At 61.3% G+C, this 14,755-nt stretch carries 15 protein-coding genes; 6 read left to right on the top strand and 9 right to left on the bottom strand.

Annotation, left to right across the window (positions count from 1 at the left end; translation table 11 throughout):
- Window positions 1-52: 52 nt before the first annotated feature.
- The 6 genes from dnaN to AC1RZR_RS01235 all read right to left on the bottom strand — a co-directional run bounded on the left by dnaN (window position 53) and on the right by AC1RZR_RS01235 (window position 7,232).
- Window positions 53-1,171, bottom strand: a complete 1,119-nt coding sequence (gene dnaN / locus AC1RZR_RS01260; protein WP_379106955.1) for a DNA polymerase III subunit beta — start codon at window positions 1,169-1,171, stop codon at window positions 53-55.
- A 305-nt stretch (window positions 1,172-1,476) separates the two neighbouring features.
- On the bottom strand, window positions 1,477-3,024 hold the full coding sequence (gene dnaA / locus AC1RZR_RS01255) for a chromosomal replication initiator protein DnaA (protein ID WP_477272731.1): 1,548 nt from the start codon (window positions 3,022-3,024) through the stop codon (window positions 1,477-1,479).
- An 850-nt stretch (window positions 3,025-3,874) separates the two neighbouring features.
- Window positions 3,875-4,141 (bottom strand): 30S ribosomal protein S20, encoded by a 267-nt coding sequence (gene rpsT / locus AC1RZR_RS01250; RefSeq protein WP_013533694.1) that lies wholly within the window; start codon window positions 4,139-4,141, stop codon window positions 3,875-3,877.
- 160 nt (window positions 4,142-4,301) lie between these two features.
- Complete coding sequence (locus AC1RZR_RS01245) at window positions 4,302-5,075, bottom strand: enoyl-CoA hydratase (protein WP_477272734.1); 774 nt, start codon at window positions 5,073-5,075, stop codon at window positions 4,302-4,304.
- 32 nt (window positions 5,076-5,107) lie between these two features.
- Complete coding sequence (gene mutM, locus AC1RZR_RS01240; RefSeq protein WP_481827409.1) at window positions 5,108-5,998, bottom strand: bifunctional DNA-formamidopyrimidine glycosylase/DNA-(apurinic or apyrimidinic site) lyase; 891 nt, start codon at window positions 5,996-5,998, stop codon at window positions 5,108-5,110.
- On the bottom strand, window positions 5,991-7,232 hold the full coding sequence (locus AC1RZR_RS01235) for a phosphopentomutase (RefSeq protein ID WP_481827408.1): 1,242 nt from the start codon (window positions 7,230-7,232) through the stop codon (window positions 5,991-5,993). The genes mutM and AC1RZR_RS01235 overlap by 8 nt, the downstream gene beginning before the upstream one ends.
- Before the next feature lie 226 nt (window positions 7,233-7,458).
- Here AC1RZR_RS01235 and AC1RZR_RS01230 point away from each other — a divergent pair, with 226 nt between their 5' ends.
- Window positions 7,459-8,379, top strand: a complete 921-nt coding sequence (locus AC1RZR_RS01230) for a phosphate/phosphite/phosphonate ABC transporter substrate-binding protein (protein WP_481827407.1) — start codon at window positions 7,459-7,461, stop codon at window positions 8,377-8,379.
- 58 nt (window positions 8,380-8,437) lie between these two features.
- Here the strand turns inward: AC1RZR_RS01230 and AC1RZR_RS01225 are convergent, their stop codons facing one another.
- From AC1RZR_RS01225 to AC1RZR_RS01215, 3 genes are all read right to left on the bottom strand, one after another.
- Complete coding sequence (locus AC1RZR_RS01225) at window positions 8,438-9,049, bottom strand: TadE/TadG family type IV pilus assembly protein (RefSeq protein WP_481829181.1); 612 nt, start codon at window positions 9,047-9,049, stop codon at window positions 8,438-8,440.
- Between the two features lie 46 nt (window positions 9,050-9,095).
- Window positions 9,096-9,677, bottom strand: coding sequence for a TadE/TadG family type IV pilus assembly protein (locus tag AC1RZR_RS01220; RefSeq protein WP_477272744.1), 582 nt, complete (start codon window positions 9,675-9,677; stop codon window positions 9,096-9,098).
- Window positions 9,678-9,815: 138 nt separating this feature from the next.
- The gene (locus tag AC1RZR_RS01215) at window positions 9,816-10,238 is read right to left on the bottom strand and encodes a pilus assembly protein N-terminal domain-containing protein (protein ID WP_379106972.1); all 423 of its coding nucleotides are present in this window, start codon (window positions 10,236-10,238) and stop codon (window positions 9,816-9,818) included.
- Between the two features lie 324 nt (window positions 10,239-10,562).
- Between AC1RZR_RS01215 and AC1RZR_RS01210 the strand changes: the two genes are divergently transcribed.
- From AC1RZR_RS01210 to AC1RZR_RS01190, 5 genes are all read left to right on the top strand, one after another.
- Window positions 10,563-10,739 carry a Flp family type IVb pilin gene (locus AC1RZR_RS01210; RefSeq protein WP_379017606.1) on the top strand — a complete coding sequence of 59 codons (177 nt, stop codon included), beginning with the start codon at window positions 10,563-10,565 and terminating at the stop codon, window positions 10,737-10,739.
- 177 nt (window positions 10,740-10,916) lie between these two features.
- On the top strand, window positions 10,917-11,435 hold the full coding sequence (locus tag AC1RZR_RS01205; protein WP_481827406.1) for an A24 family peptidase: 519 nt from the start codon (window positions 10,917-10,919) through the stop codon (window positions 11,433-11,435).
- Between the two features lie 215 nt (window positions 11,436-11,650).
- Complete coding sequence (gene cpaB / locus AC1RZR_RS01200; RefSeq protein WP_477272749.1) at window positions 11,651-12,466, top strand: Flp pilus assembly protein CpaB; 816 nt, start codon at window positions 11,651-11,653, stop codon at window positions 12,464-12,466.
- Window positions 12,463-13,980 carry a type II and III secretion system protein family protein gene (locus AC1RZR_RS01195; protein ID WP_477272751.1) on the top strand — a complete coding sequence of 506 codons (1,518 nt, stop codon included), beginning with the start codon at window positions 12,463-12,465 and terminating at the stop codon, window positions 13,978-13,980. The genes cpaB and AC1RZR_RS01195 overlap by 4 nt, the downstream gene beginning before the upstream one ends.
- Window positions 13,981-13,994: 14 nt before the next feature.
- On the top strand, window positions 13,995-14,732 hold the full coding sequence (locus AC1RZR_RS01190; protein ID WP_481827405.1) for a CpaD family pilus assembly protein: 738 nt from the start codon (window positions 13,995-13,997) through the stop codon (window positions 14,730-14,732).
- Window positions 14,733-14,755: the final 23 nt, after the last annotated feature.

The following is a 14,755-nucleotide window of genomic DNA, read 5'->3' as shown; positions in this document are numbered from 1 at the left end:
ACCATCCTTCCGCCGATCCTGTCGCGGAGCCGGATTGATGACGCAGCGTCGGCTACACCCGCATCGGCATCAGCACGTAGAGCGCGGTCTCGTCGGCCATGTCGTGGATCAGCGTCGGCGAACCGGCGTCGGCCAGCATGAATTTGGCTTCCGTGCCGGTCAGCTGCGCGGCAACGTCGAGCAGGTACTTGGCGTTGAAGCCGATCTCGATCGGATCGGACGAATAGTCGGCGGCCAGTTCCTCGGTGGCGCTGCCTGAATCCGGATTGTTGACCGCAAGCGTCACCTGACCCTCGCTGATCGAAAGCTTCACCGCCCGGCCGCGTTCGGAAGAGATGGTCGAGACGCGATCGACGGCGGCAGCGAAACTCTGGCGGTCGATGATCAGCCGCTTGTCGTTGCCGGTCGGAATGACCCGCTGATAGTCCGGGAAGGTGCCGTCGATCAGCTTCGAGGTCAAAACCACGCTGCCGATGGTGAAACGGATCTTGGTGTCCGACAGTTCCGTGGTGACCGCGACATCCGGATCGTCGACCAGCTTCTGCAGCTCGCTCACCGTCTTGCGCGGAATGATGATCCCGGGCATGCCCTCGGACCCCGCTGGCGCGTCGATCTCGGCGCGCGCCAGACGGTGGCCGTCGGTCGCCACCGAGCGCAGCTTCAGCTTGCCGCCGACCTCATGCGTGTGCAGGTAGATGCCGTTCAGATAATAGCGCGTCTCTTCGGTGGAGATGGCGAACTGGGTCTTTTCGATCAGGCCTTTCAGGGCAACCGAGTCGAGACGGAAGATATGCGAGAAGGATCCGGCCGAAAGCTCGGGGAAGTCGGATTGCGGCAGGCACTGGAGGCGGAAGCTCGAACGGCCGGACGTCACCGTCATGGCGTTGCCGTCCTCGTCCGTCTTCAGCATCACCTCGGCGCCATCGGCGAGCTTGCGCACGATGTCGTAGAGCAGATGTGCCGGAACCGTCGTCGCCCCGCCGCGCTCCACCTTGGCCGGCGTTGCTTCCGTCACCTCGAGGTCGAGGTCGGTCGCCTTCATTTCGAGGCTGGCGCCCTCGGCGCTGAGCAGCACGTTGGACAGGATCGGTATGGTGTTGCGCCGCTCGACCACACGGTGGACGTGGTTGAGCGACTTGAGGAGATTTGACCGTTCCAGGATAACACGCATGACGAAACAGGCTCGCTTGAATGAATGACGGGTCACCAGTAAGCGGTGCCCCGCGAAAGGTCTGAACAGGCTCAGAATCTGCGTAAACTGACAGGAAAAAACCAGCAAACGCAAGCCCGCGCCACCGGTTCGGTCCGGCTACGCGGGCTTTCTGGGGATAAAGGCCATGAAGTCCGCGAGCCGGTGTCGTAAAACCGAAATTCGGATCGCTGCCAAACGCCGCCACGAGCCCATTCCAGATCCAGCGTCGCACCGGCAAGTCCTTGAATTCCGGTGCTGTTCCGGTTCGGTCTTCCCCAGGTCGGTCAGGCCTGGTCGTTGATCAACCGCCTCAAGAGCTCAAGCTCCTGTGCCAGCGTGTTGTCGTTGCCGGAAAGGTCCTCGATCTTGCGCACGGCGTGCAGAACCGTGGTGTGATCGCGGCCGCCGAAACGGCGTCCGATCTCTGGCAGCGAGCGCGGTGTCATCACTTTCGACAGGTACATGGCGACCTGCCGCGGCTTGACGATGGTGCGCGTGCGCCGGTTGGACAGCAACTCGGTTTTCGACACGTTGTAGTGGCGCGCGACGATGCGCTGGATGTCCTCGATGCGGACCCGTTTCGGCTCGCCGGTGCGATAGATGTGGCCGAGGATCTCGTCGATCCGATCGATGGTGATCTGCGGTTCGAAGGACTGGCGAAACAGCAGCTGATTGAAGGCGCCTTCCAGCTCGCGTCCGCTGCCGGTCACGGTGCGGGCGACGTGATTGAGGATCTCCTCCGAAATATTGAGCGATGCGTCATCGACCCTGGCAGTGGCAAGGCGCAGTTTGAGCATGCCAAGGCGCATGACGAAATCGGGCGCCGACATTTCAAGCGCGACCCCGCCATTGAGCCGCGAGCGGACCCGCGGTTCGAGCGATTCCAGTTCCGAAGGCGGCCGGTCGGCGGCAACGACGACTTGCTTGGCGCTGTCGAGCAACATGTTGATCAGATGGCAGAATTCATGCTGGATCGACTTGCCCTGCAGGAACTGCATGTCGTCGATGATGAGCAGGTCGATGTCGCGCAGCTGTTCCTTGAGCGTCAGCGCATTGTTGTCACGGATCGCGGTGGCAAAGCGCCACATGAAATACTCGGCCGTGAGATAGACGACGCGCGACTTGGGGTTCTGCTTGAGCGACTCCGCGGCGATCGCCTGCAACAGGTGTGTCTTGCCGAGCCCGACGGTTGCGTGAAGGAAAAGCGGATTGAAGCGCACTGCGCTCGATTGCGATTCCGCCACTGCCTTGGCGGCGGCGAAGGCCACCCGGTTCGACGGTCCCTCGATGAAGGAGCCGAATGTGTAGCGCGGATCAAGCGGCGAGCCGAGCACATTGTGCCGGAATTCGCTCTCGACCGGTGTGCCCGGACGAGGAGCCGGGGCACGCTCTGTCCGGCCGGGGCTGACGGTACCGGCGGCGAGCGCCGTCTGCGTCTGCCGCGTCATCTTGGCTCGCGCAGGGATCACCTCCGGCTCGGCCTGGCTGCGCCCCTGGCGCGTCGCCGTGCGCACGACGATCTCGATCTTGAGGAGATCGGGATCCTCCTGCTTCCACAGCTCGGAGATGAGGTCGAGATAGTGACCGTTGATCCATGAGCGCAGGAAGGCGGTGGGCACCGAGATGCGGATGATGCCCTTGGAAGCCTCCGCGACCTTCATGCGGCCGAACCAGCTCGAGTAAACTTCGGTTCCCAGGCGCGCCTTCAACTGGGTCTTGACCCTGTCGAATCTCTGTTCCGCGTCGCTGGAGACCACCATGTCGTTTGCTCCGATCAAAGTTCCAGGAAATGGGAGGTCGCCCGTAAGCTCCCGTTCGATGCCGCTCTGCATTGTCTTTTCCTTGTCCTTCCGTACCTGTTTCCACCGGGGATGCGCCTCCTGCATCCGTGTTCCGGCACCTGCGCCTTCGCTACGATGCCTGCTGCCGCCGCCGGCAGATGACATCGCCAATATCGGGGGGAAACCGGTACCGGCCCATCGAAGCCAGTCCGCGTTGGGTATGTCAGGGCAATACAACACCGTCCGGCGAAAAGTGCGCCGGCGCGCCGTCTACCTGCCATGTCTAGTTACGCCCGTCCCCTACCGTATCGAAAAAGACAAACCAAGCCCGTCCACGGACTTGATCCGCGTCGCAAATCCCGCCAATTTAAGCTGGCCGTTTCAGGCTGGGTTAAGGGCCGGAGCCCGTCCCTTTCGATAGACCGACATTACCGAAATCGCTGTGGATAGGGCAAGGGCGGGACTAACTGATTTTTAAGGAATCTGGTTACTGGAGGCCGGTTCGGGTGGCGTGCCGCAACGGCACATTTTAACAAAGCCATTGTGATTCAAACTCTTTTCCGGCGAATATGAAAAAGCCGGCACGGGTTGAAATTTTATGAAATAATTCGCTTGACAGCCACTTGTCCCCCATCGCTCCGGCTCGATGTGAACAAGCTGTGGATGACTGTCTGTAACTATCTGAAAAATAGACATTATTTATGAGTGTCGAGTTTTTTCCAGAGAACCCTTTTCAGGGATACCGGCGATCAACCAGCATGGCTGTGCCGGCAAAGCATTTCGAACCGTGAAATCCGCGTTGGGCGCCGTTTCCGAGTATTCTTTTTAAGTACTTGCCGGCAAAAGAAAAAACCCGGCACAATCGGCCGGGTTCGAAGAACGTCAGTCCAGGAAAGGGATGTCAGGCAGACAGTACCTTAACCCGCTGGGCCAGTCGCGACACCTTGCGGGACGCCGTGTTCTTGTGGATCACGCCCTTGGTTGCGGCGCGCATCAATTCCGGCTCCGCGATCTTGAAGGCAGCCTGCGCGGCAGCCTTGTCACCGGAGGCAAGTGCCTCTTCGACCTGACGGATATAGGTGCGGACGCGCGAGCGGCGGTTCTTGTTGATCGCTGCGCGGCGTACGATCTTGCGCGTTGCCTTTTTGGCCGAGGATGTATTGGCCATGATGCCTCTCTTCTGATCTGGTGGGCGCATGCGGGATGCCGCAGGGCGCAAAAAACAAACGGGCAGCCACGGGGCCGCCTCGGTTGGTGCGGCTTATAGTTCAGCTTTTCCGGCGCGTCAACGCTGCCCGGCCTTCTTTTTGGCGGCCATCCGACTGACGTCAACGGTTGGTGAAATTCGGCTTCCGCTTCTCGGCGAAGGCCGCCATGCCTTCCTTCTGGTCATCGAGTGCGAACAGCGAGTGGAACAGTCGGCGCTCGAACCGCAATCCCTCGGCAAGGGTCGTCTCGAAGGCGCGATTGACAGCTTCCTTCGCCATCATCACCGATGGCATCGAGAAGTCGGCGATCTTGGCTGCCGCCTTCAGCGCCTCCTCGACGAGTTCGCCGGCAGGCACGACCCTCGACACCAGGCCCGAACGCTCGGCTTCCGCTGCATCCATCATCCGCCCGGTCAGGCACATGTCCATCGCTTTCGACTTGCCGACGAAGCGGGTCAGCCGTTGCGACCCGCCCATGCCTGGAATAACGCCGAGTGTGATTTCGGGTTGGCCGAATTTGGCCGTGTCGGCGGCAATGATGAAATCGCACATCATCGCCAGTTCGCAGCCGCCGCCAAGCGCATAGCCGGCCACCGCCGCGATGACGGGCTTCCGCGCCCGCGTAAACTCTTCCCAGCCGACGAAGAAGTCCTGCAGAAAGGCGTCGGCATAGGAGATCGACTGCATCTCCTTGATGTCGGCGCCTGCGGCGAAAGCCTTTTCGGAACCGGTGATGACCATGGCGCCGATGCCGGCATCGGCGCCGAAGCCATTCACGGCCGCCACCAGTTCGGCCAGAATCTGGGAGTTCAGCGCATTGAGCGCCTGCGGCCTGTTCAGCGTGATAAGCCCGACCTTGCCGCGCGTCTCGGTGATGATCGTCTCATAGGCCATGACTGCTTCTCCTCACTGTGCCATCGTCTAGCTTACCGCTGACATGTCCGGCAATAGAAGGTCGATCGCCCGCTCTGCACGATCCGCTCGATGTGGCCGCTGCAGCCGGGTTTCGAGCAAGGCTCGCCCTCACGGTCGTAGACGGCGAAGGAATGCTGGAAGTAGCCCAGCGACCCATCGGTCTGCATATAGTCCCTGAGCGAGGATCCGCCGGCCGCGATCGCATCTGATATCACCGAGCGAATGGCCTCGGCGAGGCGTTCGCTTTGGGCCTGGGCCTTCTTGCCGGGCTTTGCGATCGTGCCCGCCTCGCGCAGCGGCGACAGGCTGGCGCGCCATAGCGCCTCCGACACATAAATATTGCCGAGCCCGGCGATCAGTCTCTGGTCGAGAAGCGCTGCCTTCAACGGTGATCGCCGCCCTTTCATCAATGAGGCAAGCAGCGCGCCGTCCAATGTGTTGCCCGTTGGCTCGACGCCGAGCCCGGCCAGCATCGGATGGACGTCCGGCGCCCCCTCGGCAAACAACATGAAGCCGAAGCGGCGCGGATCATTGAAGATCACGCGGGAACTGGCGCCGGCCGGCGATATGACATGGAAGACGACGTGGTCGTGAGTGGAGCTCTTCGAGCGGTCGTGCTGGAAGACGCCCGGCATGTCGCTGCCATCCGCGGTCTCGATGCGGAATGAACCTGACATGCCGAGATGGCAGATCAGCATCGGACCGCCTTCAAGGTCCATCGTCAGATACTTGGCCCGGCGGCCGAGCGCGGTGACCGTCTTGCCGGTCAGCCGCTGCGAGAATTTCTCGGGAAATGGAAAGCGCAGATCCGGTCGGCGCGCCTCGACACGGGTGATGGTGGCACCTTCCAGAACCGGCTGCAGCCCGCGCCGGACCGTTTCGACCTCCGGCAATTCAGGCATGGCCGCCAATCGCTGTATAGAAAGACGTGCCGTGACGGCCGCGCGCCAACCCAAGATGCTCGGCCACGGTTTCACCGATGTCGGCGAATGTCGTCCTCAGCCCGATGTCGCCGCCCGTGAAACCCGGTCCGGTACCGATCACCGGAATGCGTTCACGCGTATGGTCGGTACCGCGCCATGTCGGATCGTTGCCGTGATCGGCCGTCAGGATGAGAAGATCGCCCTGCCGCAGCCTTGCAAATGCCTCCGGCAGTCGCAGGTCGAAGGCTTCGAGTGCCGCGGCATAGCCGGCGACGTCACGGCGATGCCCGAATTCCGTATCGAAGTCGACGAAATTGGCGAAGACGAGGTCGCCGTTGTCAGCATCATCCATCGCGCCCAGCGCCTCGTCGAACATGGCCATGTTGCCTGCCCCCTTGCGCACTTGCGAAATTCCGCGATGGGCGAAGATGTCGCCGATCTTGCCGACGGCGATGACGCGGCTGCCACGCGCCGTCAGCCGATCGAGCAGGGTCGGCTCCGGCGGCGGTACGGCGTAGTCATGACGGTTGTAGGTTCGCTCGAAGGTAGCGGTGGTTTCCCCGACGAACGGCCGCGCAATCACCCGCCCGATCCTCAGCGGGTCAACCAGCCTGCGCACCACCTTGCAGAATTCATACAGCCGCTCGAGGCCGAAATGGGCTTCATGCGCGGCGATTTGCAGGACCGAGTCGACCGACGTGTAGCAGATCGGTTTGCCGGTACGGATGTGCTCTTCGCCGAACCGCTCGATGATTTCGGTGCCCGGCGCGTGACAGTCGCCGAGAATGCCCGGCACCTTGCCCTCGCGGATGATCGCCTCGGTCAGCGCTGCCGGAAAGGCAGGAACCGTATCCGGGAAATAGCCCCAGTCGAAAAGCACCGGCAGGCCGGCGATTTCCCAATGGCCCGACGGCGTGTCCTTGCCGCTCGAAACCTCTTGCGCCGCGCCGTGGAAGGCCGTGGCGAGCAGATCCGTCCCGCTGCTTGCGAAGCCCAGTCCAGTGGCGGTTTCGGCAGCCTTGCCAAGCCCGAGCGATCCCATGTAGGGGACAAACAACGGTCCGCTGCGAAGCCCTTCGCGATCCGCGCGGCCTTCGGCGCAGGCTTCCGCGATGTGCGCGAATGTATTGGCGCCGGCGTCGCCGTAGCGCTCGGCGTCGGCCGCGCCGCCGATGCCGAAGGAGTCCAGAACGAAGAGGAAAGCGCGCGCCATCGAATTGTTGCCAGTTTGAACGACCAGACATAGGGTTCCGCGACTTCATTGGCAATTCGGAAACCAAACGGCAACGGCCAGGCGTGATAGTCTAGTGGATGTCGCCCAAAAGTGCGCAGCGGTTTTGGGATAACGACATGCACAAAACGGCACAAATAGAGAATGCGTGTCGCAACGATGCGCCGGGCATGGGCATGGATCGAGGAAAGCAGACGGCGGTTCTGTCATGAGGGTTGCCTTGAAGGCGTATGCCGCTCTCTTGCTGATGGAGGGCGCGCTCTGGTCCAATCCGGCGCATGCCGATTGGCGCGATGATATCGGCACGTTTCGCATCGGCATTGTTGCCGAGCCAGGTGCCGGCAACACCGTCCCAGGGCTGGCACGTTTGACCGGTGCCTACACCAAGGCCCTGGGCATGAAGGTCGAGTTCGTCGTTGCCCGCGACTATGCCGCGCTGATCGAGGCGCAGGGCAACGCCCGCATCGAATACGCAATCTATTCGGCGACTGCCTATGCAACGGCATCGAAGCGCTGCGGATGTATCGAGCCGCTCGTCGCTCCGGTCGATTTTGACGGCGCCATCGGCATCCGCTCCGTTCTGTTGACGCGGGACGGCAAGCTGCCTGATCTGGCGGCATTGGCGAGCCATCGCATCGCAATGGCACCTTCAGACAGCGTCGGCGGTTCTCTCTTGCCATTGGCGGCGTTGGCCGCGGAAGGCCGCAAGATTGCGGAAGATGCACCGTTTCTGGTCCATGCCGATTCGGCCGCTGCGGCGGAAACGATGCTGGTCGATGGCAAGGCCGATGGCCTGTTCGGCTGGGTGACGGCCGCTGCCGACGGCCGGCCGGAAGCATCGGGCACGCAGGCAAGGCTCGAAGCGGCAGGGCTTTCGGCGGCGGCACTTCAGGTCGTATGGACGTCGGGCCTGCTGAGATATGGCCCCCACGCGGTCCGCAGCGATCTCGACCCTGAAGCCAAGCGCCGGCTCACCGTGTTCCTAACCAACCTCAAGTCGATGACGCCAGATGTCTACGACCTCCTGGAAGCGAAGCATTCCGGTGGCTTCGCCGTCGTGACGCCCAAAGACTACGAGACGGCCGCTTCGGTCGTGCGCTTCATCTCGGGCAGTGGGTCGCAGCAGTAACGTGACGCGCTTCGGTTCTGCGTTTCCGTGAAGCGATGAACCGCCTGGCGGCCTCGGTTCAGCAGTCGCTGCAAGGGATCGTCACGCTCCGGCGGGGACGCAGATAATAGGTTTCGCCCATCGATATGTTGTTGAAAGCCGAGGTCAATCCAAGCTTCTGCTGGCTGCCCGCCGACCATGTGATGACCGGCGTGTAGCCGAGATTGCTGTCGACGCGGATAAGGAAGGTGCCGCCGACCCTGAGTGTTGCCGGAACCGTGGTGGTGGTAGGGCCAGCGCTGGCGACGCCATTGACCAGCTTGCGCGACCACACCACCTGCACCAGCGGCGTTGCGTCGGTCGTGACTTGAATTGCCGTCACGGTGATGCTCGGCGTCGAGCGGTTGTAGGGCTGAAGGGTGACGGTGCCGATCTGCATGATGGCGTCGATATCCGCCTTGACGATGGTTGGCTGCTGCGTGATCAGATCAGCCACCATACTGCCGATACGACTGACCTTCTTGCTGGTCTCGATGGCCTGAGACGCCTCCATGGTCACGAAATACATGATCAGCAGAAGAGGCATGATCAAGGCGAATTCGACTGCCGCGATACCACGGCGGTCGGACCAGAACCGGATTGCTTTCCGCCAAATTCCTGTAGTCCTGAGATGTGCCCCCGCACGCATCATGCCCATTGCCCTTTTTTCTTGTACTGCTCGTGAACCCGCCTCGAACTCAATTGTCGAACGGCTCGTTCTGCCAGGTCACCGATGCGAAATGCAGGGTCTTGTTGCCGCCCATGGACTGCGCCAACAGATCGGTCATGATCGGCCATTTGTAAAAGACCCGCAGCATGTTCCTCGATTCCGCCGGACCCGGCGCAACAGTAAAGGACTGTGTGGTGGCGCCGTTCGTCAGGATGACCTCACCGTTCTGGATCTTGAAGCCGGCCGAGGCCGCGGCGGCGAACGTCGCATATTGGCGGAGATCCACCATCAGCAGATTGGGGCAATCCTGGGAGACGATGATCTCCAGTTTGTCGCAGATCTTGTCCCTCAAACTGGTTCCGGCGACGTCGGACGGCCTCAACTGGCCGGTGCGCAGCTGGCGCGCGACATCATCGGTGATGTTGGCCATCACTTCCTGGCCGGCAAATGAGATGCAGCTTTCCAGAATGGCAAAGACAAGCAGCGCGAATGGAATTGCAAGGATTCCGAATTCGATTGCCGTGCTGCCGCGCCGGTCGCGAAGGAAGCGGGCAAAAAACCTTGGGCGTCTCGCCTTGTGCTCATCTGCCGAGCCGAATTCCTTGCTCATGTCTGATCCTGCCGATCTCTATGCGGTCTCGGACGGAGCATTAGCGCAAACCAATTGAGGCCCGGTTTGAATGATCGTTAAAGTCGGCGTTGGCGTCTTAACCAGCCGATAACCTGAACGGCATTCCACCGCGCCATCCTATCGGCTGGCATTCATCTCGGCCTCGGAGGATTTCTCCGCATCGCTCTTGTAGGAGCTTTCGCAATAAGGTGTGCAGGACATGGTCTGTATTTCGGCGCGCCGATAAATACGCACGGACGAGGCGGCCTGCCGCACGACGGTAACCTGCTCGTCGACAATCGGGCTGCCGTCCGTATCGAGCACAACCAGATTGGTGACACCAAAACCCTTGCCGGTCAGCACGATCGTCGAGGCGTCCTGTACGGAAGCGTCGGCGATTGCCGGATTGCCGACCACGATCGTATCGGCGGGGCGCGACAGCTTGACGATCTTGGCCTGGTTCATCGTGACCTCGATGCCGGCGCCGGCCATGGCGGGCGCGACGAAGGCCGTGGCGGCAAGAAGCGCGGCAATCAGGATTGACGATCTCGGCTGGGCCATTGAGGCGCTCCACGCAAGCAGACTGATCAACGGAACATGAACGAGATTGGTGAACCAACGGTTAAGCGGGCACCCTGGCCGAAGTTGCGGGGAGCCAACATGATTGCAGGCGCAAGTGCGGGCCCCACCATCGACCCGAGAAAACGGAAGGGTCGGCCAGCACTTAGTCGGAGGTTAACCACGCAATATGTTCGAACCGGGAAAGGAATCGGTAAGGCTGTTTATTAAGCCGATCGAAAGAGCTTCTCCCTAGATTGGCAGCATCCGATCAACCATCACAGAAGTTGACGGAAGTGCTGTAACACGTGGAGTAGGAGCTCTCAAATGTCTAATCTCATCGCACGTTTTGTGAAGGACGAATCCGGCGCGACCGCTATTGAATATGGTCTGATCGCCGCTCTCATCGCGCTCGCCATCATCACTGGCGCCGGCGCGCTCGGCAATGCAATCAACGGCAAGTTCACCCTTATCGGCAACACCTTGAACAGCAGCGGCAGCTAATCTGCCGTATTGCTGGGCGCTCTATTGCCTTCTGGAAAAGGGCCGCCACCTGGCGGCCCTTTTTCTATGCCGCTGCCAATATCATTATCAGTCGTCTTTTCATTCCGGGCCTCATCAATCGTTAATCGAACATGTCTAGATTGAGCCCCGTGAAATCGGACAATAGGCATAGCGCCGATGCTTGAAGCCCTGATCTTCGTCGTCTTTCCGTTCTGCATGCTGTTTGCCGCGATCTCCGACATGTTGTCGATGACGATCGCCAACCGCGTGCCGGTCCTACTTGTCGTCGTTTTCGCGCTGGTCGCGCCGCTGACCGGTATGGAATGGGCGACCTATGGCGGGCATTTCGCCGCCGGCGCCCTGGTCCTGGCGGTGACGTTCGGTCTGTTCGCAATGGGTGGCATGGGCGGCGGCGACGCCAAGCTGCTGGCCGCCACCGCGATGTGGATGGGTCTCAATGTCCATCTCGTCGAGTATCTTGTGGCATCGACAATCCTCGGTGGCCTGCTGACGCTCGCTATCATCCTCTATCGCAAGTCGATGCTTGCGGCCGTCACCGGCCGAAATCCGTTTCTGCGCCATTTCGCCGATGAGGCAAATGGCGTTCCCTACGGCATCGCACTTGGCCTTGGCGGGTTGCTGACCTATCCGGATTCGCCTTTGATGGTGTGGGCGCTGACAAGGCTGGCGACCTGAGCACGACGTGATTTCTTTTTATCTCATCAGCGTGACCGCGGCCGGCTTTCAACAAGGCCGCGCCGGCCATTTGGGCCGGTCTGGCCACATTCCGGCTAATTTATGTAAACCTTAAATTAATCACGATCGTAAGCATTACATTAACCTTGTTTTGACGATTGCCGCTGCAAAGTCCGGCTTGGCTACGTGGTTTGCCAGGGCAAGGGTTCGGACAGATGCCAGCATCGCGATTGATAATTCTGAGCGTGGCGGTAGCCGCCGCGGGTGGTGCCGGTTATGTCGCGAAAAACATGGTCGCACCGCCGCCCCAGATCGTCGTCGATTCCGGCCCGCAGGCGCCGGCGGTGGCTCTGCAGGATGTGCTAGTACTTTCGGGCGACGTTCCGATGGGCAACCCGCTCGAGAACAACATCGCCTGGCAATCCTGGCCCGCAGACGGCATCAACGCGAATTTCATAACCCGCACCGCCGAGCCCGAAGCGCTGGACAAGCTGAAGGGTTCCGTTGCCCGCGTGGCAATGTACGCCGGAGAGCCTCTGCGGCGTTCCAAGCTGATTGGCGAGGGGCAGAGCTTCATGTCGTCGATCCTGCCTTCCGGCATGCGGGCGGTCGCCACGGCCATCTCGGCTGACACGTCGGCCGGCGGCTTCATTCTTCCGAACGATTTCGTCGATGTCATCATGACACGCAGGGCCGAAGCCACCGCCGGCGGCGCCACCAATTTCAACACCGAAACCATCCTCAAGAACATCCGCGTCCTGGCAATCGACCAGACCATTCAGGAGGACGAGGAAGGCAAGAAGACCAGGGTGGGCCAGACCGCCACGCTGGAACTGACACCGCGTCAGGCAGAGATCATCACGGTTGCCCAGCAGATGGCGGATCGCCTGACACTGGCGCTGCGGGCGGTCGCGGACACCCAGGAAAAGAATCTGGGTGAGGCCGACTATCTCGTTTCCGGCAATGGCCGCAGGGGAACGGTGAGGCTGATCAAGTCGGGCGAAGTTTCCGAAGTAGGGGCAAGGAAATGAGGCTAAGTGGTAAACTGCCGGCAATCGTGGCCGCGGCATTCGGCCTGCTGCTCGTCGGAACGAATCTGCAAGGCGTTGTCGAGGCAAAGAACGCACAGGTCACCGCATCGACGGCCACCCAGCGCGTCAAGCTTGGTCTCAACAAGTCGGTGGTCATCGACCTGCCGAGCGATGCCTACGACATTCTCGTCGCCAACCCGGCGGTCGCCGACGCGGTGACCCGCACCGCAAGGCGTATCTACCTGTTCGGCAAGGCGGTCGGCGAGACGAACATCTTTGTCTTCGGTCCGAATGGCGAGCAGATCGTCAGTCTGGATCTGGCCGTCGAACGCGACGTTGCCGGCCTTGAAGACTATATCAAGCGCTTCATCCCGACGTCGACCATCAAGGTGGAACTGCTGAATGACAACGTCGTCCTGACTGGAACGGTCGACACGCCGCTGGACGCAAAGCGCGCGGTCGACCTGGCGACGATCTTCGTCTCGGGCGGTGAAGCGACGACGGGGCAATATTCGCAGACCGCGGCCGGCGGTTCGGCTCAGAGCGGTGTCGACATCAACAACCCCGACCAGGAGCGCCGCACCAGCAAGATCGTCAACCTGCTGCAGATCATAGGCGACGATCAGGTCACGCTGAAGGTGACGGTCGCCGAAGTCAGCCGCTCGGTGATGAAGCAGCTCGGCGTCAACATGGTCGGCAGCGGCGGCAGCAACGGCATCAGCTACGGCGCGCTCAGCGACAATTTCACCGGCCTTGGCAAGCAGCTGTCGAATTCGGGCTTCACGATCGGCGCCTCGGGCCTGCAGTCCTATATCAACGCCATGGAGCAGTCCGGGGTCATGAAGACCTTGGCTGAGCCGACCTTGACCGCCGTATCCGGCGAGAAGGCGACCTTCAAGGTCGGTGGTGAATACAACATGGTGAGCAGCGTCTCCGAGAACGTATCCACCGACAACCAGACCGGTCTGAAGAACTATACCATCGACAAGATCGAGTACGGCATTGGCCTGGAATTCCAACCGGTTGTGTTGTCTCCTGGCCGCATAAGCCTGAAAGTCAGAACCTCGGTTTCCGAGCCGACAACCGAGGGATCCGTGTCGCTCTCCTCAGGCGTGACGAGTCCCGGCATGAATGCCCTGTCGCTGCGCAAGCGCCTTGCCGACACGACGGTGGAATTGCCCTCTGGTGGCTCCATGATGATCGCCGGCCTGGTTCGCGACGATGTCAGGCAAGCCGTCAACGGATTGCCCGGGCTGACAAAGATCCCGGTGCTCGGCGCGCTTTTCCGCAGCAGGGATTTCGTACGCAACGAGACCGAGCTCGTCATCATCATCACGCCCTATCTGGTGAAGCCGGTGGCACGCAACGACCTCGCCAAGCCGGACGACAATTTCAACGCCGCCAGCGACGGCGCCGCCATGTTCCTTGGCCGGGTCAATCGCGTCTACGGCACCATGCAGACCGACAAGCCCAACGGCCGTTACCACGGCGTTGTCGGCTTCATCTACAAGTAAGCGGGGAAGCGGACATGTCTCAGTCAGCATTGAAGGCAAGCACCATCGCCACCACGATGCGCCTTGGCCGTTCGCGGATCTGCGGACGCGCCGCACCGGTCCTGGCGGTTGCGGTGGCGGCGTTGCTGGCCGGCTGCGCCCAGCGCGACAGCATCACCGTCGGCGCCATTCCGGACGACTATCGCACCAATCATCCGATCGTGATCGCGGAGAAGAACCAGAAGATCGACCTGCCTGTCGGCGCCGGCGATCGCGGCATGACCGGATCGCAACGCGACACGCTTCTGGGCTTCCTCGACGGCTATGACAAGAGTGCCGCCCCGACGCTGACCATCCAGATCCCAAGCGGATCGGCCAACGAGGTCGCCGCGACGGCAGCTGCTCGCGATTTTGCCCGGCTCGCGGTCGCCGCCGGTGTCAAGCGCAACCGGATCGTCGTCACCTCCTATCAGGCCGCCTCGGTCGAGATCTCCTCGCCGGTTCGCGTCGCCTATGTCGCGGTGCGAGCCCAGACCGACAAATGCGGGCGTTGGCCAGATGACCTGGTCGATACGGCGGAAAACAAGCACTATGCCGACTTCGGCTGCTCCTATCAGAACAATCTTGCCGCACAGATGGCCAACCCGGCCGATCTGCTCGGCCCGCGCAAGCCATCCACCATCGATGCCGAAAATCGCGGCGCGGTGATCGATGTCTACCGCGCAAGAGGCATTTCGGACGAGTTCCTCGGCAATTCGGAAGTGACGTACTGAGCCGCCAGTCTCGGATAGAACAG

The organism is Mesorhizobium bavaricum (assembly GCF_056781655.1).
This window is presented reverse-complemented; position numbering and strand designations above follow the sequence as displayed.